The organism is Novosphingobium subterraneum, assembly GCF_000807925.1.
GTDB lineage: Bacteria > Pseudomonadota > Alphaproteobacteria > Sphingomonadales > Sphingomonadaceae > Novosphingobium > Novosphingobium subterraneum.
This window is the reverse complement of sequence record NZ_JRVC01000009.1, coordinates 41,122-65,342: the sequence shown is the minus strand read 5'-3', so window position 1 is coordinate 65,342 and position 24,221 is coordinate 41,122. Positions and strand designations below refer to the sequence as shown.

Genomic DNA, 24,221 nt, shown 5'->3' with positions numbered 1-24,221 from the left:
GTCTGGCATGAACGGGGAAAACGGGCAGAATTCGTGGGACGAAGAGCCGGGCAAGCCGTTTGACGTCTCTGCCGAGATGGCGGAACCCGCAGGGGACCGGCTTGCGCTCGGCGACGAGGAACGCCTGCCCTGGCTCGAAAGCGCTGACGATATCGATGGTGAGGACGAAGACAGCGGCAATGGCCGTCTGATCGGCTTTGCCGTGATGGGCCTTGTGGTGCTTGCGGCGCTGGTTGGCGGGATCTGGTACGCCAGCAACCGCACGGCAGGGCCTCCCGGGGCCGACGGGAGCCTGATCGAGGCAAGCCGTGAACCCTACAAGGTCGCGCCAAAGGATCCCGGCGGCAAGACTTTCGAAGGCACCGGGGATTCCAGCTTCAAGGTCAGCGAAGGGGAAAAGCCTGTCGCCAACCTTGCCGGTTCCGCCTTGCCAACCCCGGCGCCAACCCCGGCGCCAGCCCCTGCAGCTGCCCTGTCGCCAACACCTTCGGCCAAGCCGAGCGCCGGCGCGACCTCTGCGCCGAAGCCGAACCAGGCCGCTGCGACCGGCGGTGTCGGCGTGCAGGTCGGCGCCTTCTCGTCCAATGCAGCGGCGGAAGCGGGCTGGCAGAAGCTCATTGCCAACCATGAAGCCTTGAAGGGTCTCTCGCACCGCGTGATCGAGGGCAAGGCCGATATCGGCACTGTCTACCGCCTTCAGGCGGTGGCGGGTGATCTGGCTTCGGCCAACGCGCTCTGTTCACGGTTGCAGGCCAATGGCCTGAAGTGCCAGGTGAAGCGCTGAACCAGCGGTTACGTCAGGAAGGGCAAAGCTCCTTCCTGATTTGCGCTTCCAGTCTGCGCCGTACTTTCAACGCGCCGTTATCGACCCGCGCGCTGATCTCGGTCGGCAGTGTTGCTCCTGATTGCAGCACCGTCTCGATCGCTTCGATCGCGGCAATATCCTCTGGCTGTATGCGTGCGCCCATGGCGATCTGCATTGCGCCCAGGGCCGGATTGTCTGTCGCAAAGTCGCGTGCGGTGTTGACAAAATACCGAACCAGCGTTGGCGAGACGGGCGTGATGAGGTGGATGTAGTTCTGCGTCCCCAAGGTTCGACCGGTCAGCGCATCGGACATCGCTCCCCTGGTACGGATCAGGGCAGGCGAGAGATACTGCGCATCGAAGTGCTGGTGCACGGGACCTTCCTGGTCCGGAAACTGGCTTCGGATCAAAGAGTTGGCAGGCAGGTTCTCGCCCCTGCGAACAACGGTTATGGCGGCTTCGCTTTCTTCGACTTTGACTGGAATCGAGGCCACTTGCTCGCCGCCGGGGATCGTAGTGGCGTGAATGAAGGTCACATGGCTCAAATCAAGCAGGTTTTCGATCAGCAGGGTATATCGGGCAGCAATGGTGACCGGTGCGTGCTGCTCGACCGCCCAGTCCGCGCAGCCCAGGCCAATCGCGCCAAGATCGGGAAGCATGCGCTGATCCGCAGCCTCTGCATTGCCCGTCCACACCCAGACAAGCCCGCCAGTCTCGATCACGGGATAGCGACGCAATGCCGATTTCTGGGGCACGCCTGACTGGCTGGGCACGCGCTGGCATGTCCCGTCGGCTCCGAAGGTGAACCCGTGATAGCCACACTGTACCGAATCGCCGACCAGACGCCCCAATTCCAGCGGAAAGGCGCGGTGCGGGCAGACTGCTCCGAGCGCTACGGCGTCGCCCGCCTCGGTCCGGTACAGGAGAACCCGCTCACCCAGCATCTCGCGCATGAGCAGCGATCGCCCGACTTCGTTGCCGTAGGCGGCAACCCACCACTGGTTGCGGGGATAGGGCTGCTCGACCTTGAGCGGATACATGGCTGTTCTCCCGAAATAACACCGCCGGATGTTTGTCAGTTGTTAAGGATATTTGTCAAGTGACAAACTTGGCTTGCCAAATCCGCGGCGGCAGGCCATTCGATGCGGATGGTCCGACAAGCTCGCGCTCCCGTGTTGAAACCGTCCCGCTATGACGGTGACGAGAACAGGCGTGTCGTGCTCGAAGCGGCGTTGCGGGTTTTCTCGGAAGTCGGCTTTGCAGCTGCCAGCACGCGGGCGATTGCGGCTGCGGCAGGGATCGAACAGGGCCACCTGGCCTATTATTTCCCGACCAAGCTTTCGCTATGGCAAAAGGTGGTCGAGGCGTTCGCGCGCGCTGGAGAAGTTCATCTTCGGCACCAGCTGGCGGGCGATGCCCTTGGTGATCCGGTTGCGACGGCATGGCGCATCCTGCCCGGCTTCCTGCGCACCTTTGCCGAAGAGCCACGCCTGACGCGGCTGATGCTGCAGGAGTTCTCGGTGAACTCAGAGCGACAGAAATGGCTGGTGGAGGCGTTTGGAACACCGGTGTGGGAACTGCTTGCCCCCTTGTTCACGGCGCTTTCGCTGAAAGGGTACCTTGGTGGGAGCAGGCCGGAAATCGCCTATTTCAGCCTGATCGGTGCGGCCCTTGTCACATTTGGCAATGGCGATCTGATACGCACCATGTCCGGCGCGGATCCTGCTGACACGTACTGGATCGAAGCGGCCATCGCGCACATGATTGCGCCGGTGGTCATGGTTGCGCCAGTGGCCTGAGGCATCACGTCGCAAACGGCGCAATTATCCCCCATTGCCGCGGCTGGAACTCTTGCCAAAGGCTTCGAAACTCGCAAGTTCGCTGCCATGTTGCCTGCAATTTTCGGGCTTTCCGGCCTGACCCTGACTGAAGACGAACGCGCCTTTTTCCGCGACGCGGATCCGGCGGGGTATATCCTGTTCGGGCGCAACGTCGAAAGTCGCGCGCAGGTGCGCGCGTTGACCGACGAGTTGCGGGCACTGCATGGGCGGGACCGCACCTTCATCTGCATCGATCAGGAAGGCGGGCGCGTCGCGCGGATGAAACCCCCGGTCTGGGCGGCCTACCCGCCGGGCGAACGCTTTGACCGGCTTTACGACGTGGCGCCCGCCAGCGCGATCGAGGCGGCACGGGCCAACGCCCATGCGCTGGGGCTCGATCTGGCAGAAGTGGGCATCAGCGTGGACTGCCTTCCGCTGCTCGACGTGCGCCAGCCCGTGGCGCATGACGTTATCGGCGACCGTGCGTTGGGGGCCGAGCCGATGCGCGTTGCCGCGCTTGGCCGGGCCACGCTCGACGGACTGGCGCGAGCAGGCGTTGCAGGCGTGGTCAAGCATATGCCCGGCCATGGTCGGTCGATGGTCGACAGCCACAAGGAAACTCCGGTTGTTACGGCGAGTGCCGAGGAGCTGGAACTGGACCTCGCGCCGTTCCGCGCGCTGAAGGATGCGCCGATCGCGATGACCGGCCATTTGCGCTTCACCGCATGGGATGCCGAAAACCCGGCAACTCTATCGCCTTATGTGATCGAAACGGTGATCCGCCAGGCCATCGGCTTTGACGGCCTGCTGCTGACCGATGATCTCGATATGCAGGCACTTGGTGGGACTGTCCCCGAACGGGCGGTCCGCGCGCAGGCCGCCGGATGCGATCTTGCCCTCAATTGCTGGGCGAAGATGGACGACATGATCGGCATTGCTGAAGGTCTCACGCCGATGAGTGCGACGACGGCGGAGCGGCTGGAGCGCGCCCTGCGGGGCACGGCGGCGTTCGATGGACCTGCCGACATTTCGGCCCAGGCCGAACTCCTCGCCACGCGCGACCGGCTGCTGGAACTTGCGTGATGACAGGCGATGTCGTTCCTGCGCTGTTTGATGGAGACGAGGCGTGGGACGGCATTGCCACTGCACCAACCGGCGATGCGGCGCTCTATCTAGAGCTTGATGGCTGGGAGGGACCGCTTGACCTGCTGCTGGAACTGGCGCGGCGGCAGAAGGTCGATTTGCGCACGATCTCGATCCTTGAGCTGGTCGCCCAGTATCTCGACTACATCGATCGTGCCAAGGCGCTGAAGCTGGAGCTTGCCGCCGATTATCTGGTGATGGCGGCGTGGCTGGCCTATCTCAAGTCATTGCTGCTGCTGCCACGCGATCCCGAAGTGCAGCCGAGTCCTGAAGAACTGGCGCTCAAGCTGCAATTGCGGCTGCAGCGTCTGGGCGCGATGCGCGAGGCAGGCGCGCGGCTTATGGGGCGGGACCGCACCGGCCGCGACGTGTTCCTGCGCGGGCGCCCTGAAGGCCTTCGCGTTGACCGCAAGGCGCTGTGGAAGTCCGATCTGTTCTCGTTGATCCAGGCCTATGGGGCGATCAAGCTGCGCAGCCAACCGGTCGTCCATATGGTACGCGAGCGTGCCGTCGTGACGCTGGATGCAGCGCTGGCACGGGTCTCGCAGATGCTAGGCATCGCGGTGGAATGGACCGATCTGCGGGCGTTCCTCCCGCTGGATGCCGATCCCGCGTTGCGCAAGTCTGCATTGGCTTCAAGCTTCCTGGCCGCGCTTGAGCTGGCCAAGCAGGGTCGTGCCGAACTTGCGCAGGACGAGGCATTCGGGCCGGTCATGCTGAGGGCTTCGCGGGCATGACGGAGCGGGCGGGCGATCTCGAGCGTGCGGTGGAGGCTACGCTGTTTGCCGCAGAGCAGCCGCTGACCGCGCTGGAAATCTCGGCGCATCTGGGCGGAGCAGCGGTGGACGATACGCTGGTGTCGCTCACGCAGGCCTATGCGGAAAGAGGGATCAATCTTGTCGAACGAGGCGGACGCTGGCACTTCCAGACGGCGGCCGATCTTGCCCATCTGCTGCGGCGCGAGAAGGAAGAGCCACGCCGCCTGTCGCGCGCGGCGACCGAGGCCTTGGCGATCGTTGCCTACCATGAACCCGTCAGCCGCGCCGAGATCGAGGCGATTCGCGGCGTGCAGACGGCCAAGGGCACGCTGGACGTGCTGCTGGAAGCGGGCTGGATTCGCATTGCCGGGCGTCGCGAAGTGCCCGGCAGGCCGACGATCTATGCGACGACCCCCGAATTCCTCACGCATTTCGGCCTGGCTTCGCGGCGCGACCTGCCGGGAATCGAGGAATTGCGCGCTGCGGGGCTGCTCGACCCGGTCGAAGAGGCGTTTGCCGTCTTGACGGGGGGCGAGGATGGGGACACGGGGTTGATTGATCCGTCAGGCGGGGAAGACGCCGACTGACGCGACGGAAAAACTGGCATGTGGGGCGCGCGGTCCCTATCTAGGGAACGCAAAGGAGTTAGTGACATGGGTGGTCTTTCCCTTCCGCACCTGATCGTGCTTGCGCTGGTCGTGCTGATCCTGTTCGGCCGTGGTCGCATTTCCGAAATGATGGGCGATTTCGGCAAGGGCATCAAAAGCTTCAAGCAGGGTATGAACGACGAGGACAACAAGCCGGTCACGCCGCCGCCTGCGCAGATCCAGCAGCAGCAGGTGCCGCCTCCGGCACCGGCGCCTGCGCCGACCTCGACCGATCAGGCTCAGTAAGCTGCTGTAAGACAAGGCGACAGGGCCGTGTTCGACATCGGCGCGTCCGAACTTCTGGTGCTGGTCATCGTGGCGATCGTCGTGATCGGCCCGAAGGACCTGCCTATGGCACTGCGCACCGCAGGGCGGTGGGTGGCGAAGATGCGTCGCGTTTCCAACCACTTCAAGTCGGGCATCGAAACCATGATCCGCGAGGCGGAAATGGAGGAGATGGAGCGCAAGTGGAAGGAACAGAACGAGCGGATCATGCGCGAGACTGCGGCTCAGGAAGCCGCCGCCGAAGCGCAAGGCCAGACCGTGGCTGCCGCAGAGGACCAGAACGATCCGTTCCCGAACCCGCTGCCTTCGGATGCGCCACCCTCTGCCGCAGATCCGGTGATGATCGGGCCGATGCCGCCTGAGGAAAAGACCGCCAGACCGGAAGCTCCGCTGCCATGATCTCGGACATCGACGAGACGCAGGCCCCGCTGCTCGACCACCTGCTGGAGTTGCGCACGCGCCTGCTGCGCTGTGTCTATGCGCTGGCGATTGCCTTTGCCGTCAGCTTCTACTTTGCTGACCAGATCTTTGCGCTGCTGGCGCAGCCGCTGGTCCATGCCTTTCCGCCGGGGCAGGGCAAGCTGATCTATACCAAGCTTTACGAAGCCTTCTTCGTGGAACTGAAGGTTTCCATGTTCGCGGCGTTCTTCGTCAGCTTTCCGGTGATCGCCAACCAGCTCTGGGCGTTCGTCGCGCCGGGGCTCTATGCGCGTGAGAAGCGCGCGTTCCTGCCTTTCCTGTTCGCGACACCGGTGCTGTTCACCGCAGGTGCGAGCCTTGCCTACTTCGTGGTGATGCCGACAGCGTTCAAATGGTTCCTCGGGTTCGAGGGTAACAAGGGCGGCCTGCAGTTGGAGGCACTGCCGGGAACGGGCGATTACCTCAGTCTGGTCATGCAGTTCATCCTCGCCTTCGGGATCAGTTTCCTGCTGCCTGTGCTGCTGATGTTGCTGAATCGCGCGGGGATCGTCAGCCGCGACCAGCTGGTCAAGGCGCGGCGCTATGCGATCGTGGTGATCTTTGCCGTGGCGACGGTGGCGACGCCGCCTGACGTCGTTTCGCAGCTGATGCTGGCGATTCCGCTGCTGATCCTGTTCGAGGGAACGCTGCTGCTCATGCGCTTCACCGAAAAAGCCGATGCAAAGCGCAAGGCTGAGGAAGAAGCCGAAGCCGCTGCACTTGCGGCTGGCGAGACGCCACCCCTTCTTCCGTAAAAGGAAACGGGGGCACACAGGCCCCCGTTTCGGTACTTATAACTCAGAGCCTCGCAAAGCTCGCGAAACCTCAGGTGAGAGGGCGGGTTCCGCGACGCAGCCGTTGGGCAGCATCCGGAAAGAGCGCCCCCAAGCCTTCCGCGTCGCCACCCTAACGCTTTGAAGGCGTTTCGGTTTCCACCCCTTTTTCGGCGGACCAGACCTTGCCCCCGCCAATCCACGTTTCCAGGACTTTCGTCTTCCTGAGCTGTGCAGCATTTGCGGTGAGTGGATCGGTGTCGACCAGCACGAAGTCTGCCCTAAGACCGGGCGCAAGGCGGCCGAACCGGCTTTCGGCAAATCCGGCATAGGCAGCATCGACAGTATAGGCCGCCAGTGCTTCGGCGGGCGTCACGCGCTCCTGCGGCTGCCAGCCACCCGCGGGCTGATCGTCCGGTCCCTGGCGACTGACAGCAGCGGCAATCCCCGACCAAGGGTCGGCCACTTCGACCGGAGCGTCGGACCCGAAGGCAAGACGCACGCCAGCGGACTTGAGCGATTTCCAGGGATAGGCGCCGGCAAGGCGGTCCGGACCGAGCCTCGCTTCGGCCATCACGCGGTCAGAAGTCTGGTGTATCGGCTGCATCGAGGCGATGGCACCGCTCGCCGCGAAACGGGCGATGTCGCTCGGATCGACGATCTGGGCATGTTCGATGCGCCAGCGGCGATCGCCCTTGTAGGTCTCGGAAAGGTCGGCGATTGCGCCGATGACGGTGGCATTGGCCTGATCGCCGATAGCGTGGATCGCGACCTGGAAGTTGTCCATCGCCGCGCGGCTCATCAGGTTGCCGAGCTGGGTCTGGTTAAGTTGCGGGAGCCCGCGCGTGGCAGGCGCATCGGCATAGGGCGCTTTCAGCCAGGCACCGCGCGATCCCAGGGCGCCATCGACATAGAGCTTTACGCCGTTGAGCCGGAGCCGGTCTTGATAAAGCCAAGGCGAGGGGCCGGGGCCGCCGATGAGAACCATCTGCTCGGTGCCGCGGGCATAGGCCATGATGCGGACATAGAGCTTGTTGGCATCGCCGGCGCGGCGATAGGCCTGCCAGTCCTCGATTGCAGTGCCCATGTCGGCCACGGCGGTGACACCCCGCTTGAACAGGATCTGCTGGGCATTGGCGAGCGCGAGATCGCGGTCTTCGGGGCGAGGCGCCGGGACCTTTGCCTCGATCAGTTCCATCGCGGCATCGACGAGCACACCGCGCGGGGAGCCATCGGGGGCACGATCGATGCTGCCGCCCGCCGGGTCCCTGGTTGCAGCCGTGACACCTGCAGCCTTGAGCGCCGCGCTGTTGGCCCAGCCAGCGTGACCATCCACGCGCTGGAGCCAGACAGGCCTGCCGCCAGTAACCGCGTCAAGTTCGGCAGCGGTGGGGAAACGACCAAGCTGCCACCTTTCCTGATTCCAGCCGCGCCCGATGATCCACGGACGGTCCGGGTGCTCGGCGCTGAACTTGGCGATGCGGTTCAGCGCATCGGCAAGCGAGGTAGTGCCGGATAGATCGAGGCTCAAGGCGGCGAAGCCGATGTCCATCACGTGAACGTGCGCATCGATCATGCCCGGGAGCATGACGCGGCCCTTGCCATCGATGTGGTACTGGTAATCCTTGCGCGGTTTCGGCTTCTTTTCGCCGGTATGGATCACGCGCTTGACGACGCCGGCGCTGTCGAACAGCAGGCCGGTGAATTGCTCCACCTGGCCATTGGCGCCGATTGTCGTGCCGCGCACATTGTCGACCAGGGTATCGGCATAGGCGGCTGGAGCGGTGGCGAGAAGCAGTGCAGCGAGGGCGAAGCGCTTCATGCCTTCTTCGCCCGGCGCGGCAGGCGACGGATAAGCGCCGAGGTATCTTCACGCCCATGGCCCATGGCCTGCACGTCGACATAGAACTGATCGACCAAGGCCGTTACCGGCACGCTGGCGCCAAGGTTTCGTGCCTCGTCCATGGCCAGGCCGAGATCCTTGCGCATCCAGTCGACCGCGAAGCCGAAGTCGAATTCGTCCTTGGCCATGGTGTGGAAACGGTTGTCCATCTGCCAGGACTGCGCAGCTCCGCCCGAGATCGCCTCGAAGACCTTGTCGAGATCGAGATGGGCGATCTGGGCAAAGCGGATCGCTTCGGACAGCCCGGCCAGCGTGCCGGCAATGCACATCTGGTTGGCCATCTTCGCGGTTTGCCCGGCACCGGACTTGCCGACATGGACGACGCGTTTGGCATAGGCAGCAAGGATCGGGCGCGCGGCATCGACAGCCTTGGCGCTGCCGCCGCACATGATGGCAAGGGTGCCAGCTTCCGCGCCTGATTGGCCGCCGGTCACGGGGGCGTCGACGCAGAGCAGCTCCTTGTCGCGGCCCTCGACCGCGATCTGCCGGGCGATGCGGGCCGATACCGTGGTGTGATCGATGTAAAGCGCGCCGCGCTTCAGCGTCGAGAACACGCCGTTAGGGCTGAGCACGACATCGGCAAGATCGTCGTCGTTGCCGACGCAAGTGATGACGGCATCGGCTCCGTCAGCGGCTTCGGCAGGGCTGGTGGCGATGCGGACGGAAATACCGGGATTGGCCGCCGCCCAGGCTTCGGCACGCGCCGTGGTGCGGTTGTAAATCGTGAGAGTGTGTCCCGCCTTGCCGAGATGCCGCGCCATCGCGCCGCCCATTACGCCAAGGCCAAGGAAGGAAACATTTGCGGGGGCAGCTGCTGGCCCGGTCGATGCTGGTGTCTGGTCGCTCATGATGCGCATTCATATCCGGTTTGCTGCCGAGTGCCAGTAGCTCCGTGCCAGTAGCCGCTTGCCTGCAGAACAGGGGCAAAGCATAGCGGTTGGCGATGCAGCGCTTGATCGACCTTACCTCCCGCGTCGCACGGTTTGCGTTCTGGCCGGCTTTCGCATTTGCGCTCATCATGGCTGTCCTGCCCAAGCCTCCGAGCCTGCCGATCGACAGTCTGGGCGACAAGTTTGCGCACATGCTGGCGTTCTTCACGCTCTCGCTGCTTGCTGGCGTCGGCTGGCCGAGGGCATCGTTGCTGCGTGCTGCGTTGTGGCTTTCAGTTGTCGGGGCTGGCATCGAAGTGGTGCAACTGATCCCGTTCCTCCACCGCGACTCGGACTGGCGTGACTGGGTGGCGGATAGCGCGGCCATACTCGTGGCGATGGTTCCGGTGACCGGTTTTCGCTGGTTCGCTGTCTCCCGCGCCGAATCCGGTAAAGCTTGAGGTTTTCTTGGGGGCCGCTTTCCGTTAGGGCGCGGCCATGGAAAACGTAGCGCTCAAGCCCGCCATGCAGGGAGATTCCCTGCTGACCCTCGCCGATGTTCGTGCCGCGGCGGAGCGTATTTCGGGTCAGGTTGTGCGGACGCCCACGCTTTACAGCAAGACGCTCAGCAACATCACCGGGGCCGACATCTGGCTCAAGTTCGAGAACCTGCAGTTCACTGCCGCCTACAAGGAGCGCGGTGCGCTCAATGCGCTGCTGCAGCTGACCGAGGAGCAGCGGTCGCGCGGGGTGATCGCGGCGTCGGCCGGGAACCATGCCCAGGGCCTGAGCTATCATGGCACGCGGCTGGGAATGCCCGTTACCATCGTGATGCCGCGCACGACGCCGACAGTGAAGGTGATGCAGACCGAATCCGTGGGGGGCAAGGTCGTTCTCGAGGGCGAAACCTTCGATGAAGCCTATGCACATGCGCGCAAGCTCGAAGGCGAACTGGGCCTGACCTTCGTCCACCCGTTCGATGATCCGCGCGTGGCAGCCGGGCAGGGCACTGTCGCGCTCGAAATGCTGGAAGACGCGCCGGAGATCGAGACGCTGGTGGTTCCGATCGGCGGCGGTGGCTTGCTGTCGGGCATGGGCACCGCTGCGCGCGGCATAAAGCCGGGCATCGGGCTTGTCGGCGTTCAGGCGCAACTGTTCCCGTCGATGTATGCCAAGCTCAAGCATCTCGATCTGCCTTGCGGTGGCGATACGCTGGCTGAAGGCATTGCCGTGAAGGAGCCGGGCGAGTTTACCTCGAAGGTTCTCGCCAACATCGTCGATGATGTCGTGCTGGTCAGCGAAGCCGCTCTGGAGAGTGCGGTTGCGGTGCTGCTGCAGATCGAGAAGACCGTTGTCGAAGGTGCCGGCGCAGCCGGGCTGGCCGCCGTGATGACACACAAGAAGCGGTTTGCCGGGCGCAAGGTCGGCATCGTGCTGTGCGGCGGCAATATCGATACGCGCCTGCTGGCCAATGTGCTCCTGCGCGATCTGGCCCGCTCGGGCCGGCTTGGCCGCCTGCGCATCACGTTGCAGGATCGCCCGGGCGCACTGTTCAAGGTGGTCGAGGAGTTCAACCGGCACCAGGTCAACATCCTCGAAGTCTGGCACCAGCGCATCTTCACCTCGCTTCCCGCCAAGGGGCTGACGGCTGAGATCGAGTGCGAGGCGCGGGACCGTGAGCAGATCGACAGGCTGGTCGCAGGGCTGCGTGCCAAGGGCTACGATCTGGAGCAGGTTGAGCTGGGCTGATACAGCCAAGCCGCCTCGCTCGGCGTTAACCTTCGGGGCGAGGACTGTCCTGCGAAGGGACTCGTGCCGTCGGCCATGGCCAAATCGCCATTCCGGTCAGGAAATGGCGCGAATTTGTGCATGAAAGGTAGTTAACGGGCTTTTAGGATTTGCCTGGCTGAGGCATGTTTGTTGCTGACACGCCGGATAGTCCGGCCTCAGGAGCACAAGCCCCGCCGTGACCGCGCCCGTTCGCTTCCCGCGCTTTTTCGTCACCAGCCCCGCGCCGTGTCCGTACCTGCCGGGGCGGAGCGAGCGAAAGGTGTTCACCGAGCTCAAAGGCCCCAACGCGGACGAGCTGAACGATGCGCTGGGCCGCATCGGATTCCGCCGCAGCCAGACTGTTGCCTACCGCCCCAGCTGCGTCGAATGCACTGCCTGCATCTCGGTGCGGGTGGTCGCCAATGCGTTTCAGGCCTCATCAACGCAGAAGCGGATCTGGAAGCGCAACCGCGATCTTGTCGTAAGTGTGTGCAAACCTTGGTCAACTCCGGAACAGTTCGAGCTGTTGCAGCGTTATCTCGCCGTGCGTCACCCGGGCGGGGGGATGGCCGCCATGGACGAGATGGATTTCGCGGACATGGTGGAACACACCCCGGTCAAGAGTTACGTCATCGAATACAGGGAGCCGACCACCGATGGTTCGCAGGGCAGACTGGTAGGGGCCTGTCTGACCGACGAGCAGGGCGATGGTCTCTCGATGATCTACAGTTTCTACGATCCACAACACGAGACGCGGTCCGGGCTTGGCACTTTCATCATCCTCGACCATATCCAGCGAGCAGGCCAAGTCGGCTTGCCGTATGTCTATCTCGGCTACTGGGTCGAAGGATCGGAGCGCATGCAATACAAGGTGCGCTTCCGCCCGATGGAGAAACTGGGCCGCGATGGCTGGGAACGGTTCGAACCTGCTGAACAGGCCAGCGCCATCGAGCGCGCCGTCACTGCACGGCAAGGCGCTGATGCCGATCTGCCGCGAAGCGGCATCGAAGGGAGCCTCAAGGACGGGGTTCATGGGGCGCAGGAGCGCTACGCCCACACCTGACCTCCCGCTCGCGCGCATTCTGGCGGCGGTCTTGCTGCTTGCTCTGCCGACGCAGGCCTTGGCACAGTCGCGTGATGCGGATCAGGAGCTTGAGGCCCTGATCCCCGACTCGGCGCTCGATAATGCGGATACATGGGCGCTTGATACCGAGGCTGCTCGCACCGGCGCGCCGGCTGCGACCGTGATCGAGCAGATCGAGGCCGATACCGCCATGCCGGATATTCCCGGCATGACCATTCCGTGGCCGGACGGGAGCGAGATTCCCGATATCCAGCCGCTCACGCCCGATCCCGATATCGACGTGGCCGAACAGTCCACCGATGCGGCAGTCGATGCCCTTCCCGGGCAGGAAGAGGGTGACTTGCCCGCCGGCGTGCGGCTGGCTGATGCCGACGTTTCGCGCGTGGGCAAACAGGTGGAGGTCGCGTTTCCCAGCGGCAAGGACGCCATTGCCGATGCGGGCGACATCGTCGACCGGTTCGCCGGACTTTCGAGCCTCAAATCCTTCGACGACGATGAAGACAACCTTGCCCAGATCGTCCGGCGCGCCAGAACCGATCGCGAGACGCTGGCCGAGGTCATGCGCGTTTACGGCTATTACGATGCGCAGATCTACCAGACCCTCGGGGGACTCGAGGATCGCGCCGAGGGCGAAGCCACAGGGCCGATCGATGTCGAGAAGGTGGTCGTGCGCTTCGACGTGCAGCCTGGACCACAATACAAGGTTGGCCAGATCGCGCTTGGCGATCTTTCCGCGACAGGCCCGGATTATGAGGCTTTGCGCGGGGCCTTCAAGATACAGCCCGGGGACGCGATCAATGGCGACAGGATCGTGGCCGAGCGCCTCTCGTTGCAAACGGCATTGGGCGAGACAGGCTACGCCTTCGCCAAGCTTGGCGATCCCGACCTGCTGATCGACCATGAACGGCGCGAGGGCGACCTGACGGTGCCGGTAACGCCGGGCGGGGTCTATCAGTTCGGCAAGATCAACTCTTCGCGCGACCGCTTCCTGAGTGCGCGGCATCTGCAGCGGATCGCGCGATTCGATCCGGGCGATCGCTTCAAGCGTTCGGAAGTGGACGATCTGCGTCAGGCAATCCTGGCGACCGGACTTGTTTCCTCGCTGACCGTCGAGGCACGCGAGGTGGCAAAGCCTGACGGGCAAGCGCCAGGCACGGTCGATGTCGACGTAACGCTCACCCCTGCACCCCTGAGGACCATAGCCGGGCTGATCGGTTACTCCAGCGGTGAAGGCTTCCGTGTCGAGGCCAGCTGGGAGCACCGTAACTTCTTCCCGCCCGAAGGCACGGTGCGCGTACGCGGAGTTGCCGGCACGCAGGAGCAGCTTGCCGGCCTCACCTTCCGCCGCAACAATTTCCTGACGCGCGATCTCGTGCTCAATGCCGATCTCTATGCGCGCAATCAGACGAGCAGCGCCTTCGAGGCGCGCACCGTTTCGTTCACTGCCGGGATCGAGCGGCAGCAGACGCTGCTGTTCCAGAAGCCGTGGGTGTTCTCGGCAGGGGTCGAGATATTGGCCACGGGCGAGCGCGATGCGGCGGCGATCCTCGCCCGCCAGGCGCGCAAGACCTATTTCATCGGCGCACTGCCGATGCGCGCAGCCTATGACGGCAGCGATGACCTGCTCGATCCCACACGGGGTTTCCGCGTGGGTCTGCGCGTCTCACCGGAGATCTCGGTGCAGAACGGCGTGAAGTCGAGTTATGGCAAGGCTCAGCTCGATGCGAGCTATTACCAGCCGGTAGGCGAGAAGCTGGTCGTGGCGGGCCGCGTACGGTTCGGCACGATTCTGGGCACAGACATCACCAACATCGCGCCGTCGCGCCGGTTCTATGCCGGCGGTGGTGGATCGGTGCGTGGGTATGGCTATCAGCTGATCGGTCCGCGCGACACCGCAGGCGAGCCGAGCGGCGGCCGCGCCCTGAGCGAATTCTCGCTCGAGGCGCGCGTGAAGACCGGGCTGCTGGGAGGCGCAGTGAGCCTGGTGCCGTTCGTCGATGCCGGTGCGGTGGACACCACGACGACCCCGCGCCTGCGCGATATCAAGGTCGGCGCGGGCATCGGCCTGCGTTATGAAACCAACTTCGGACCCATCCGCATCGATCTGGGAACGCCGCTCAACCCGTCCAAGGGCGACAGTCGCATCGGCGTCTATGTCGCGCTGGGTCAGGCTTTCTGATGGCGGACGATGTGCCTCAGCCAGAGCAGCCTGCAGCCGAGCCTGCAAGGCCGGTGCGGTCGCGCAGGTCGCGCTTCGTGCGTGGCGCGGCGCGACGGGTGGCGATCCTGTTCGTGGCGGGCATCGCGCTTGTGCTGGCTGCCCTGGTGGTCCTTGACTCCTCGCTCGGTCACCGTCTGCTGGCAGATCGCATTGCCGCGATCACGCCGGGGTCGGGCCTGCGGATCGAGATCGGCCGGATCGATGGGTCCATCTACGGAGCCGCGAAGCTGCGCGACATCAGGGTGAGCGATCCGGAAGGGGTTTTCCTGACAGTGCCCGAGGCGGAGCTGGATTGGCGACCGCTTGCCTGGCTCAGGACGGGGCTCGACGTGCGGTTGCTTGCCCTTCATCGCGGCGTATTGCGCCGGGCGCCCCGCCTGCGACCAAGCGAAGACCCTGATGCGCCGATTCTCCCGAACTTCGACATTCGCGTCGACAGACTGGTCATCGACAACCTGACGGTATCTCCGGCCATGGCAGGGCAGAAGCGCCGGGTGGACGTGGTTGCCAAGGCGGATATTCGCGGGGGCCACGCCATCGTGGACGTCAACGGCCGGGTCGCAGGCGATCGCGTCGTTTTCAGGCTGGACAGCGAACCCGATCGCAACAAGTTCGATCTCCAACTCGCCTATGATGCGCCACGCGATGGCATGATGGCCAAGATGTTGGGCGCCGATGGCGACATTCGCGCGCGTGTTGGCGGCAAGGGCGGCTGGACGCGCTGGGACGGCGTGGCGTATGCGACCATCGGTGAAGAACGATTGGCCGCATTTCAGCTGGCAAATCGCGCTGGTGCCTACAGCCTTGGCGGCCAAGTGTGGCCGGGCAAGATGCTGAAGGGCACGGCAGGGCAGGCAGTCGGGCAAACGCTATCGCTGCTTTACGACGGGACCTTTGTTGACAGGGCGTTCGACGGCACGCTCCGTGCGGCGGGCGATGCTTTCAAGGTAAGGGCCGAGGGCAAGCTCGATCTTGCGAACAACGAAGCCGAGGATCTCAAGGTGCGGGCACTGGTGCTCAGGCCCGAACGGCTGATGACTGCGCCGCAGCTTTCCGGTGTCGCGATCGATGCTACTTTCAACGGCGCGTTCTCCGATCTCTCCATCGAACATCAGGTGGCGGTGCAACGGCTCAAGCTGGGCACTCTTGATGCGCAGGGCCTGCGCTCGTCCGGCACGGCGGCATGGGACGGCAAGCGGTTTGTCCTGCCGCTGAATGTCAGCGCGCAAAGGGTCGTCACTGGCAACGCAATGATCGATCCACGCTTTCCCGGTGCGCGCGTAAATGGAGACCTGGTTTTCGCCGGTAATCGTCTCACTTCAGACAACCTCGCGCTGACGATGAAAGGCCTGGCCGCACGCCTTGCCCTGAGCGGCGACATGGCGCGCGGAGGTTATGCTCTGGCGGGGCCGGTGGTGGCACGAGGATTTGCGATCGAGAACCTCGGTGCGGTCGACGGTACGGCCAAGATCCTGTTCAAGATCGGCAATGGCGTGCCGTGGACCCTGCAGGCAAACCTTGCCGGGCGCATGACGCGGATCGACAACGCCACCTTGCAGTCGCTGACGGGCGGTGGCGTGCGGTTTACTGGCGGACTTGCTCTTGGTGAGCGCATTCCCGTCACATTCCGCAAGGCACGGATAAGCTCGGCCAAGCTGCAGATGGCGCTGGATGGCAAGGTGTTGCCCGGTGGTGCCGCATCGCTGCGCGGTAGTGGCCGTCATGCCGACTATGGCGCCTTCACGGTGCAGGCGGCGATGACCAACGAAGGTCCGAATGCAGTGCTGGTATTCGCCAGCCCGCTTCCCGCAGCAGGACTGAAGGACGTTCGCGTGGCGCTCTCGCCCATTGCCGACGGCTTCCGCATCGAGACGGCGGGCGATTCCACGCTGGGGCCGTTTACGGGGACACTGGGCCTGTTCATGCCTCCGGGGCAGGGCACCCGCATCGATATCCAGCAGTTCCGCGTCTGGCAGACGGACGTGACGGGCGGAGTGACGCTCGGCAAAGATGGCGTTGCCGGTCAGATCGCGCTGGCAGGGGGTGGCTTGAATGGCACGGTATTGCTTAGCCCGCGTGAGGGCGGGCAGGGCTTCGATGCCAATGTCATCGCCCGCAACGCCCGGTTCGGTGGGGCGCGGCCGCTGTCCATCGGCAATGCCAAGATTGACGCAACCGGCCTGATCAAGGATGGGCACTCGACCGTCGAAGGCACGCTGCTCGCCGAAGGCATCGGCATGGGCAAGGTCTTTATCGGCAAACTTGCCGCTTCGGCCTATCTGCAGGACGGCAGCGGATCGGTGACCGCTTCGGTCTCGGGCCGGAGAGGTACGCAATTCGCGCTGCAAGGGACCGCGGCCTTCTCGCCCGAACAGATCGTGACCTACGTCTCGGGGGAGTACGCCGGACGGCAAGTCAGAATGCCCCGCCGCGCGATCCTGACGCGCGAGGGGGAGGGCTGGCGCCTGTCGCCCACCCAGATCGGCTTCGGGCGAGGCATCCTGATTGCCGAAGGCCATGTTCTGGGCGGGCCTACACAGCTGCGTCTTCTGCTTTCGCGCATGCCGCTTTCGGTGGCGGACATTGTCGTGGCTGACCTTGGCCTCGGCGGCGTTGCCTCAGGCATCGTCGAGTACAACAACGACGGGCAGGGTGCGCCTTCGGGCAATGCTGCGCTGATGGTGCGGGGGCTGTCGCGGTCGGGGCTGGTCCTCACATCGCGTCCCATCGATGTGGCACTTGTCGCAAAGCTTGATCCCGACGCCCTGCAGATGCGAACCGTGCTGCGCGAGGGCAACGACATTCGCGGTCGGCTCCAGGCCGTGGTAAACGGCCTGCCGCGCGGCGGCGGCTTCATGGACCGGCTCGAAAGCGGACGGCTTGCCGGGCAACTGCGCTATTCCGGTCCCGCAGAATCGCTCTGGCGCCTATCAGGCGTGGAGATATTCGATCTTACCGGGCCATTGGGCGTGCGGGCCGATATCTCGGGTTCCATCACCGCTCCGGTACTGCAGGGCGCGGTCGCCTCGAAAGGGTTGCGTGTACAGAGCACGCTTACCGGCACCGATCTGCGGCAGGTGGAACTGGCAGGAACCTTCACCGATTCCCGCCTGCAACTGGCCCGGTTCTCCGGCGTGACCACGAATGGTGGCAGGGTCAGTGGAAGCGGCTCGATCGGGCTTGCGGAATTGTCCGAACATGGCCCGACCATCGATCTCAAGCTCTCTGCTCGCAATGCACAGCTGATCTCGCGCGATGACATGGCCGCGACCGTCACCGGCCCCTTGCGCATCGTCAGCAATGGCGTGGGCGGAACTATCGCCGGCCGGGTGAGGATCGAGAGTGCACGCTGGGCACTGGGCCGCGCCAGCGCAGTGCAGGAACTGCCGGTCATCGCCACGCGCGAGATCAATGCCCCTGCCGATGCTGCGCCCGCCAGGGCCGCCGCAGCGCCGTGGCGCTTTCTGATCGACGCATCGGGCGCCAACCGCATCGATGTGCGGGGTCTGGGCCTTGAAAGCGAGTGGGGCGCCGATATTCGCCTGCGCGGTACGACCGCCGCTCCGCAGATCATCGGCACCGCCGACCTGGTGCGAGGCGGCTACGAATTTGCCGGCAAGCGCTTTGAACTGACGCGCGGACGCATACGCTTTACCGGCGAAGTCCCGGTCGACCCGCAACTGGACATTGTCGCCGAGGGCGATGCCAACAACATCAACGCCAAGATTTCGATCACCGGCACCGGTAACAAGCCGATCATCGCATTCTCCTCAACGCCCTCGCTGCCTGAGGAAGAACTGCTCAGCCGTATCCTCTTCGGCAGCTCGATTTCGCAGATCTCCGCGCCCGAAGCTGTGCAGCTGGCATCGGCCCTGGCCAGCCTGCGCGGCGGCGGCGGGCTCGATCCGATCAACAAGCTGCGTGCTGCGATCGGTCTCGATCGCTTGCGCATCGTCGGGGCGGACCCGACAGTGGGATCGGGGACCAGCATTGCCGTGGGCAAATATATCGGGCGCCGCTTCTTTGTCGAACTCGTGACTGATGGCGCGGGCTACAATGCGACCTCCGTCGAGTTCCGCATAACCCGCTGGCTTGCGCTGCTCGGCACGGTTTCGACGATTGGCGATGAAAGCCTCAACCTCAAGGTCAGCAAGGACTACTGATTGCGCAAAAGCGAAAGGGGCCACTCTTGCGAGCGGCCCCTCCGGCTTTCTGCTTTTCGTCGTGGATCAGGCGGGCAGGCCGCTGATCGCCTTCATTTCCATGAAGTCCTTGAGGCCATAGAGCCCGCCTTCGCGGCCATTGCCCGATTGCTTGTAGCCGCCAAACGGCGCACCCGGCGTCGGGCCCCAGTTGTTGATTGCCACCATGCCGGCCCGCAGGGCAGGGGCCACTTCCGCAGCCTTGGCCGGATCACCGGTGATGCAGGCAGAAAGGCCATAGGCGGTGTCGTTGGCAATCTCGATAGCCTGTTCGAGATCGTCGTAGGTCATGATCGTGGCAACGGGACCGAAGATCTCTTCCTGGGCGATGCGCATGTCCGGCGTCACGCCCGAAAACACCGTCGGCTTGATGTAGTAGCCGCGATTGACGTTGGACGGCAGGTCGGGACCACCGGTCTCCAGCTTGGCGCCCTCGTCGATGGCGGATTGAATCAGTCCGCGGATCTTGTCGAACTGTGCCTTGTTCACCACCGGGCCGAGATGCTGGCCTTCCTGCAGAGGATCGCCAACGGGCATCGCGGCATACATTGCCGAAACGAACGCTGCCGCTTCGGCCTCGCGCTCCTTGGGCACAAGGATGCGGGTCGGCGAAATGCAGGATTGGCCCGAGTTGACCAGCGGACCGGAAGCCGTCGACGGCAAGTGCTTGGCAAAGTCCGCATCGGGCAGGACAAGGTTGGGTGACTTGCCGCCCAATTCCTGATGGACGCGCTTCACCGTGTCAGCAGCGGCCTTGGCGACAAGAATGCCCGCGCGGGTCGAACCCGTGAAGCTGACCATGTCGATACCGGGGTGCGAACTGATCGCCGTGCCAACGCCCGGTCCATTACCCTGAACGAGGTTGAAGACGCCAGGCGGAACGCCTGCCGCATCAAGAATCTCGGCAAAGATGGCCGCATTGGTCGGGCACTCTTCGGAAGGCTTGAGGATCATCGTGTTGCCAGCAGCCAGTGCAGGTGCGACCTTCAGTGCGATCTGGTTGAGAGGCCAGTTCCAGGGCGTGATCATCCCGACAACGCCGATCGGCTCGTAAGCGACCTTGTAGGCGCCGTTGTCTTCCATGAAGTTGAAGTTCTTGAGCGCGGCCATCGTGCCCAGGAATCCGCCGATACCGGCACCGACCTGAGCCGTGCCGGCGAAGCTCACCGGGGCGCCCATTTCCTCGGCCATGGCGACCGCAAGTTCCGGCGCACGTTTCTTGAACTCGGCGACGATGCGATCCATCAGGGCAAGGCGCTCTTCACGAGTGGTCTTGCTGAAGGTCTTGAACGCACGCTGGGCAGCGGCCACAGCCTTGTCGACATCGGCCTGCGTGCCAAGCGTAATGGCGCAGACGGGTTCTTCGGTTGCTGGGTTGATCACTTCGTGGCGCGTACCACCTTCGCTATCGACCCATTTGCCATCGATGTAGTGCTGCAGCCTCTCGCGCATTGCCGTCTCTCCCGAAGTGAGTGCGCCGAACCGACCGTCCGGCCCTTTGCGTTCGGAAAAGTAGGTGCGTGCGTTGCATTCCGCAACCGGTCAGGCCTGCCGGATCATGTCATATTGCCGCGTCAAATCCGGCGCCCGCGAAAGAGGTGGACCAGTCCGATCAGGATGGCGATGACCAGAACGACATGGATGAAGGCTGCGGTAACCTTGAAGGCAAACACGCCCAGCGCCCAAAGGACAAAGAGAATCAAGGCAAGAGTGAGAAGCATGTGACGATCTCCGCTGCGTTCCTCCCGTCCGCGCCCGTCTGATTTCTCAATCCGCCAATTCCTTCGGGGTTCCGGATATCTGTTCAGATTGCATCTACGAATACGAACATCCGGATTGATAACGATTTCTTCGGAAGCGGCCTCTAGACAAGGCCGGATGGGGACGGGACCTACCCTCAGTCGCGCCGCGTCGCGGCACCACCACACCGGGGCACGCGGCGCCGTATGGATCGTCGTGGGCACGTTTCTTGCGCTTGTGGCGCTGACAACCGCACTGGTTGCGGCTTTCGTCAATTCGACCAGCATTGCCGATGTTTTCACCCGCCAGGAGGAGCAGCGGCTGGTCCATCGCTTTCTCGAGCGGAGCGAGCGACAGATCATGGAGGCCGATCGGCTTCAGATCACGTGGGACGATGCCGTCGTGAAGCTCAACGCGCCCGACGCAGAGGGATGGGCGCGCAACTATCTGGCCGGCTACTTCTGGGGCAGCCACCGCATCGACCGCATCTACCATGTCAGGTTCGATGGCACGCTGGTGCGCTGCTGGAAGGGCGGCAAGATCACGCAAGAGTGCCGCTACAACCAGATCGGGGGAAAGGTTGCAGACCTGATCCGGCAATCCCTGAAGGACGATCCGGGATCGGAGAAAGTCGGCGAATGGCGGAAATTGGGTGATGTACGCTGGCCGTACAGTGCGAAGGGTCTGCCTGTTGGCCGTGCTGCAGCTTCGATGGACAATTTCGACGGTAAGCCGGCGCTGATAGCGGCGGCGTCGATAGTGCCGGACGTGACTGCTTCGTTGCTCAAGGGACCGCCCGATTACATCGTCCTCGTACGCTACGTCGACGCGCGCATGATTGCCGATTTGCAGTCTGCGCTGTTGCTCGACGATGTCCGGTTCGATCAGGCGCCTGATGCAGACGAGAAGCGCTACTCGCTCGCGGTCACGAACCTGAGCGGAGAGCGCATCGGATGGTTCTCGTGGATTGCAAAGCCACCGGGCCCGGCGATCCTGCGCCAGACGGCACCGCTGCTGGCAGTCTATATCCTCTTCTTCATGGGTGTCGTGGCCGGTGGAGCGATCATCGTCCGCCGGATGCGGCGGACGACCAGCGAACTCATTGCCAGTGAAGCGCAGGCTCAACACAATGCCTTGCACGATGCGATGTCGGGATTGCCGAACCGCGCCCATTTCATGCAGAGGCTGCGACAGGAATTGTCTGCCTGCATCGAGCGGCCTGAGTTCGGCGACGTCTTCATCGCCTATCTGGATATCGACCGTTTCAAGGTGGTGAATGATACGCTGGGTCACCATGTCGGCGATGAACTGGTCCGGCAGGTCGCCCTGCGCCTGCGTCGTTCGCTTCCACCCGGCGATTTCCTTTCGCGCTTCGGGGGGGACGAATTCGTGCTGTTGCGGCGCTCCACAGGCGGGCGCGCTGCGGCCGACATGCTCGGGCGGCAACTGATGGCGCTGGCCCTCGAGCCTTTCGTGATTTCGGGCAACAATCTCGAAGTCAGCCTGTCTTGCGGGATAAGCTGGGGGCCGGAGCAGAGCGAAGACCCGGGCGAGCTGCTGCGTCGCGCCGACATCGCGCTATATCGGGCGAAACAGCGGGGCCGGGCGCGCTATCGCCGGTTTACTCGCGACATGGATGCTTCGGTCAAGCTGCGGCGCGACATGGAGATGGAGCTGCGCCGCGCGATCAATCGCGATGAGCTGGCCCTGGCCTATCAGCCGATCGTCAATGCCGCGGACGGTGCCGTGGAGGGCTTCGAGGCGCTATTGCGCTGGACACATCCCGAGCGCGGGCCGATCCGTCCCGGCCTGTTCGTGCCGATTGCAGAGCAGGCGGGACTGATGATGCCGCTGGGGCAATGGGTCCTGCGCCGTGTCTTCGAGGATTGCCGCGACTGGCCGGACTGCGACATCTCGGTAAACCTCTCGCCGCTGCAGATCATGGCGAGCGACTTCCTGCCGGAAATCGACCGACTGGTGCGCGAAACTGGCGCCGATCCGCGCCGGTTCGTGCTCGAGGTGACCGAGGGGGTGATGCTGGATCGCAGCGAGCACGTGGTCGACGTGCTCAAGGGTTTGAAATATCGCGGTTTCCGCATTGCTCTCGACGATTTCGGGATCGGCTACTCATCGCTGAGCTATCTGCGCTCGTTCCAGTTTGACCGGATCAAGATCGACCGCTCGTTCGTGCAGAACATCGAAGCCGATCTTGATGCCCATTCGATTCTGCGTGCAATCGTTTCGCTCGGGCACACCTTGCGCATGAAAGTCGTCGCCGAGGGCGTTGAAACCCCGATGCAGCGCGCGCTGGTGCAGGCTGCCGGATGCCAGATGATCCAGGGCCACCTGTTCTGGCAGGCCATGCCTTTGCACGAAGCGCGTGCCCTGCTGGAGCCAGCAGCAATGGAAAAGCGCCGAACTGCCTGATCAGGTGTTGGGCTCGCCGCGTATCTGTTTGATGTACTTGAGCTCGTTGGCGGCTGCAGGGCTGTCAGGCTGATAGGTCAGGGATTCGTTGAAAAGGGTCTCTGCCTCGTCGAGCTGGCCCATCTCGATCTTGTTGAAGCCCATGCCGCGCAGCGCTCGTGCCTTGTATAATGCGCGCTGGCCGTCCGGTGCTGTCTCAGCCGACCTCAACGCTTCTTCGAACAAGCCGAAGGAACGCTTCCAGTCCTTCTGGGCCTTGAACCATTCCGCCAGCTCGTTGGTGTAGTGCGCATTGAGCGGCGCACGGTCATGCGCCAGCTGCAGCCACGGCAGCGCTTCGCGTCCACGGCCGAGATCGATCAGCGCATAGCCCTTGTAGAAATATCCGTCGCACCATGCGGGGCCGACGATCGTGAGCTCCATCGTGACTTCGGCATCGTTCTTCTTCGCCAGTGCCTCGGCCTGTTCCTGCGATTCGGCGCATGCGTGGGCGCGCTTTGCCTGGCGGACATTGAACGCAGCGATCAGCTCATCAGCCTTGTCGATGGCCGAGGCAGGTTTGCCTGCAACGATGTCATTGAAGATGGCCGAGGAAAGCTGCTCGACCTGTGCGTCGGTCATCGAATCGGCCGCTGCGGCGGGCGTCGCGATCAGGCAAACTGCCGAGGCGATGATGGTACGGCGGAACGGCATGGGCAGCTCTCCCTTTCTGGGAAGAGTGCAGTGCCGCCGCTGAACTTGCAAATGCAATTCCCGCCTCGACGGCGGCAATCTCTTTTCGGGTTCAGGGGAGGTCAGCCCTTGGCCGAGGTGGCTTTCGTCGCGTCTGCCGTCATGGTGCGGGGATAGATGAAACCGTGGGCCGGGCTGGCGCGCAGGCCGACCGACTTTGTCGGAGCGTACCACACGCGCACTTCGCTCCAGTCGCCAGCGGCCGAAACGTCAACCGCCATTACGCCCTTTTCGACCATGCCCGGGCCGGACCAGTTCGCGTGGTCGATCAGGATGTGGCGGTCATCGACGACCTTGCGGACAACGGCAACGTGTCCGTAGGGCATTGCACGCGTGCCGCTGAAGGCGAGGACGGCGCCGGCTTTTGGCTGCTGGCCACGGTCATAGGTGCCCGCAGCATTGCTCCACCAGTCACGCGCATTGCCGCTGATCTGAACGTCGGAAATCTGGCGGGCGTAGGTCACGCACTGGAGGCGGGCCTGGGCAGCGGTCGGCAGAGCGACGACTGCGAAGAATGCCAGGAATGCTGCGACCGCGTTCTTTATCATGGGCAGCATCACTAAGGATTTCGGCGGATTCGAGGA

The 24,221-nt window shown here is 63.8% G+C and carries 21 protein-coding genes; 14 read left to right on the top strand and 7 right to left on the bottom strand.

The genetic code is table 11. From position 1 onward, the window contains the following. The first annotated feature begins 7 nt into the window (after positions 1-7). Positions 8-784 carry an SPOR domain-containing protein gene (locus NJ75_RS10470; RefSeq protein ID WP_039334409.1) on the top strand — a complete coding sequence of 259 codons (777 nt, stop codon included), beginning with the start codon at positions 8-10 and terminating at the stop codon, positions 782-784. Positions 785-797: 13 nt separating this feature from the next. On the opposite strand, the gene NJ75_RS10465 is transcribed toward NJ75_RS10470, so the two are convergent. Then, positions 798-1,844 (bottom strand): aromatic ring-hydroxylating dioxygenase subunit alpha, encoded by a 1,047-nt coding sequence (locus NJ75_RS10465; RefSeq protein WP_039334198.1) that lies wholly within the window; start codon positions 1,842-1,844, stop codon positions 798-800. 108 nt (positions 1,845-1,952) lie between these two features. Here NJ75_RS10465 and NJ75_RS10460 point away from each other — a divergent pair, with 108 nt between their 5' ends. The 7 genes from NJ75_RS10460 to tatC all read left to right on the top strand — a co-directional run bounded on the left by NJ75_RS10460 (position 1,953) and on the right by tatC (position 6,671). After that, the gene (locus tag NJ75_RS10460; RefSeq protein WP_169745715.1) at positions 1,953-2,603 is read left to right on the top strand and encodes a TetR/AcrR family transcriptional regulator; all 651 of its coding nucleotides are present in this window, start codon (positions 1,953-1,955) and stop codon (positions 2,601-2,603) included. Positions 2,604-2,690: 87 nt separating this feature from the next. Further along, complete coding sequence (gene nagZ, locus NJ75_RS10455) at positions 2,691-3,707, top strand: beta-N-acetylhexosaminidase (RefSeq protein ID WP_039334195.1); 1,017 nt, start codon at positions 2,691-2,693, stop codon at positions 3,705-3,707. Beyond that, positions 3,707-4,504, top strand: coding sequence for a segregation and condensation protein A (locus NJ75_RS10450; protein ID WP_039334193.1), 798 nt, complete (start codon positions 3,707-3,709; stop codon positions 4,502-4,504). The genes nagZ and NJ75_RS10450 overlap by 1 nt, the downstream gene beginning before the upstream one ends. Beyond that, positions 4,501-5,112, top strand: a complete 612-nt coding sequence (gene scpB / locus NJ75_RS10445) for an SMC-Scp complex subunit ScpB (RefSeq protein WP_039334191.1) — start codon at positions 4,501-4,503, stop codon at positions 5,110-5,112. The genes NJ75_RS10450 and scpB overlap by 4 nt, the downstream gene beginning before the upstream one ends. A gap of 66 nt (positions 5,113-5,178) precedes the next feature. Further along, complete coding sequence (locus tag NJ75_RS10440) at positions 5,179-5,418, top strand: twin-arginine translocase TatA/TatE family subunit (protein ID WP_039334189.1); 240 nt, start codon at positions 5,179-5,181, stop codon at positions 5,416-5,418. 27 nt (positions 5,419-5,445) lie between these two features. Then, positions 5,446-5,856, top strand: a complete 411-nt coding sequence (gene tatB, locus NJ75_RS10435; protein WP_039334187.1) for a Sec-independent protein translocase protein TatB — start codon at positions 5,446-5,448, stop codon at positions 5,854-5,856. After that, a complete protein-coding gene (tatC, locus tag NJ75_RS10430; protein ID WP_039334185.1) occupies positions 5,853-6,671 on the top strand; it encodes a twin-arginine translocase subunit TatC in 819 nt (272 codons plus the stop codon). The genes tatB and tatC overlap by 4 nt, the downstream gene beginning before the upstream one ends. 151 nt (positions 6,672-6,822) lie before the next feature. Here tatC and NJ75_RS10425 read toward each other — a convergent pair whose 3' ends face one another. After that, positions 6,823-8,511 carry an amidohydrolase gene (locus NJ75_RS10425; RefSeq protein WP_039334183.1) on the bottom strand — a complete coding sequence of 563 codons (1,689 nt, stop codon included), beginning with the start codon at positions 8,509-8,511 and terminating at the stop codon, positions 6,823-6,825. Beyond that, complete coding sequence (locus NJ75_RS10420; protein ID WP_052242354.1) at positions 8,508-9,440, bottom strand: NAD(P)-dependent oxidoreductase; 933 nt, start codon at positions 9,438-9,440, stop codon at positions 8,508-8,510. Before NJ75_RS10420 ends, NJ75_RS10425 begins: the two co-directional genes overlap by 4 nt. A 95-nt stretch (positions 9,441-9,535) precedes the next feature. Here NJ75_RS10420 and NJ75_RS10415 point away from each other — a divergent pair, with 95 nt between their 5' ends. From NJ75_RS10415 to NJ75_RS10395, 5 genes are all read left to right on the top strand, one after another. Further along, positions 9,536-9,922 (top strand): VanZ family protein, encoded by a 387-nt coding sequence (locus NJ75_RS10415; RefSeq protein ID WP_052242334.1) that lies wholly within the window; start codon positions 9,536-9,538, stop codon positions 9,920-9,922. Positions 9,923-9,959: 37 nt separating this feature from the next. Next, entirely contained in the window at positions 9,960-11,210 is a 1,251-nt protein-coding gene (locus NJ75_RS10410) for a threonine ammonia-lyase (RefSeq protein WP_039334181.1), read from the top strand. A gap of 217 nt (positions 11,211-11,427) precedes the next feature. Next, complete coding sequence (locus NJ75_RS10405; RefSeq protein ID WP_039334179.1) at positions 11,428-12,294, top strand: arginyltransferase; 867 nt, start codon at positions 11,428-11,430, stop codon at positions 12,292-12,294. Continuing rightward, positions 12,263-14,494, top strand: coding sequence for an autotransporter assembly complex protein TamA (locus NJ75_RS10400; RefSeq protein WP_236727121.1), 2,232 nt, complete (start codon positions 12,263-12,265; stop codon positions 14,492-14,494). The genes NJ75_RS10405 and NJ75_RS10400 overlap by 32 nt, the downstream gene beginning before the upstream one ends. Further along, positions 14,494-18,699, top strand: a complete 4,206-nt coding sequence (locus NJ75_RS10395; protein ID WP_039334178.1) for a translocation/assembly module TamB domain-containing protein — start codon at positions 14,494-14,496, stop codon at positions 18,697-18,699. The genes NJ75_RS10400 and NJ75_RS10395 overlap by 1 nt, the downstream gene beginning before the upstream one ends. A gap of 66 nt (positions 18,700-18,765) precedes the next feature. Here the strand turns inward: NJ75_RS10395 and NJ75_RS10390 are convergent, their stop codons facing one another. Both NJ75_RS10390 and NJ75_RS24325 read right to left on the bottom strand, forming a co-directional pair. Further along, positions 18,766-20,190: an aldehyde dehydrogenase family protein gene (locus NJ75_RS10390; protein WP_039334177.1), complete on the bottom strand. Its 1,425-nt coding sequence runs from the start codon at positions 20,188-20,190 to the stop codon at positions 18,766-18,768. Between the two features lie 122 nt (positions 20,191-20,312). Beyond that, complete coding sequence (locus tag NJ75_RS24325; RefSeq protein WP_118073370.1) at positions 20,313-20,459, bottom strand: lmo0937 family membrane protein; 147 nt, start codon at positions 20,457-20,459, stop codon at positions 20,313-20,315. A 235-nt stretch (positions 20,460-20,694) separates the two neighbouring features. Here NJ75_RS24325 and NJ75_RS10385 point away from each other — a divergent pair, with 235 nt between their 5' ends. Beyond that, a complete protein-coding gene (locus tag NJ75_RS10385) occupies positions 20,695-22,905 on the top strand; it encodes a bifunctional diguanylate cyclase/phosphodiesterase (RefSeq protein ID WP_236727120.1) in 2,211 nt (736 codons plus the stop codon). On the opposite strand, the gene NJ75_RS23305 is transcribed toward NJ75_RS10385, so the two are convergent. Both NJ75_RS23305 and NJ75_RS10375 read right to left on the bottom strand, forming a co-directional pair. Continuing rightward, positions 22,906-23,598, bottom strand: a complete 693-nt coding sequence (locus NJ75_RS23305; RefSeq protein WP_052242332.1) for a tetratricopeptide repeat protein — start codon at positions 23,596-23,598, stop codon at positions 22,906-22,908. It abuts the gene before it with no gap. A 101-nt stretch (positions 23,599-23,699) separates the two neighbouring features. After that, on the bottom strand, positions 23,700-24,185 hold the full coding sequence (locus NJ75_RS10375) for a CHAP domain-containing protein (protein WP_039334400.1): 486 nt from the start codon (positions 24,183-24,185) through the stop codon (positions 23,700-23,702). Positions 24,186-24,221: the final 36 nt, after the last annotated feature.

Excerpts from the sequence above, each read along its gene's own strand:
- NJ75_RS10470 (WP_039334409.1), top strand. The coding sequence starts at position 8 with ATGAACGGGGAAAACGGGCAGAATTCGTGGGACGAAGAGCCGGGCAAG.
- NJ75_RS10465 (WP_039334198.1), bottom strand. The coding sequence starts at position 1,844 with ATGTATCCGCTCAAGGTCGAGCAGCCCTATCCCCGCAACCAGTGGTGG.
- NJ75_RS10460 (WP_169745715.1), top strand. The coding sequence starts at position 1,953 with ATGGTCCGACAAGCTCGCGCTCCCGTGTTGAAACCGTCCCGCTATGAC.
- nagZ (WP_039334195.1), top strand. The coding sequence starts at position 2,691 with ATGTTGCCTGCAATTTTCGGGCTTTCCGGCCTGACCCTGACTGAAGAC.
- NJ75_RS10450 (WP_039334193.1), top strand. The coding sequence starts at position 3,707 with ATGACAGGCGATGTCGTTCCTGCGCTGTTTGATGGAGACGAGGCGTGG.
- scpB (WP_039334191.1), top strand. The coding sequence starts at position 4,501 with ATGACGGAGCGGGCGGGCGATCTCGAGCGTGCGGTGGAGGCTACGCTG.
- NJ75_RS10440 (WP_039334189.1), top strand. The coding sequence starts at position 5,179 with ATGGGTGGTCTTTCCCTTCCGCACCTGATCGTGCTTGCGCTGGTCGTG.
- tatC (WP_039334185.1), top strand. The coding sequence starts at position 5,853 with ATGATCTCGGACATCGACGAGACGCAGGCCCCGCTGCTCGACCACCTG.
- NJ75_RS10425 (WP_039334183.1), bottom strand. The coding sequence starts at position 8,511 with ATGAAGCGCTTCGCCCTCGCTGCACTGCTTCTCGCCACCGCTCCAGCC.
- NJ75_RS10420 (WP_052242354.1), bottom strand. The coding sequence starts at position 9,440 with ATGAGCGACCAGACACCAGCATCGACCGGGCCAGCAGCTGCCCCCGCA.
- NJ75_RS10415 (WP_052242334.1), top strand. The coding sequence starts at position 9,536 with ATGCAGCGCTTGATCGACCTTACCTCCCGCGTCGCACGGTTTGCGTTC.
- NJ75_RS10410 (WP_039334181.1), top strand. The coding sequence starts at position 9,960 with ATGGAAAACGTAGCGCTCAAGCCCGCCATGCAGGGAGATTCCCTGCTG.
- NJ75_RS10400 (WP_236727121.1), top strand. The coding sequence starts at position 12,263 with ATGGGGCGCAGGAGCGCTACGCCCACACCTGACCTCCCGCTCGCGCGC.
- NJ75_RS10395 (WP_039334178.1), top strand. The coding sequence starts at position 14,494 with ATGGCGGACGATGTGCCTCAGCCAGAGCAGCCTGCAGCCGAGCCTGCA.
- NJ75_RS10390 (WP_039334177.1), bottom strand. The coding sequence starts at position 20,190 with ATGCGCGAGAGGCTGCAGCACTACATCGATGGCAAATGGGTCGATAGC.
- NJ75_RS24325 (WP_118073370.1), bottom strand. The coding sequence starts at position 20,459 with ATGCTTCTCACTCTTGCCTTGATTCTCTTTGTCCTTTGGGCGCTGGGC.
- NJ75_RS23305 (WP_052242332.1), bottom strand. The coding sequence starts at position 23,598 with ATGCCGTTCCGCCGTACCATCATCGCCTCGGCAGTTTGCCTGATCGCG.
- NJ75_RS10375 (WP_039334400.1), bottom strand. The coding sequence starts at position 24,185 with ATGATAAAGAACGCGGTCGCAGCATTCCTGGCATTCTTCGCAGTCGTC.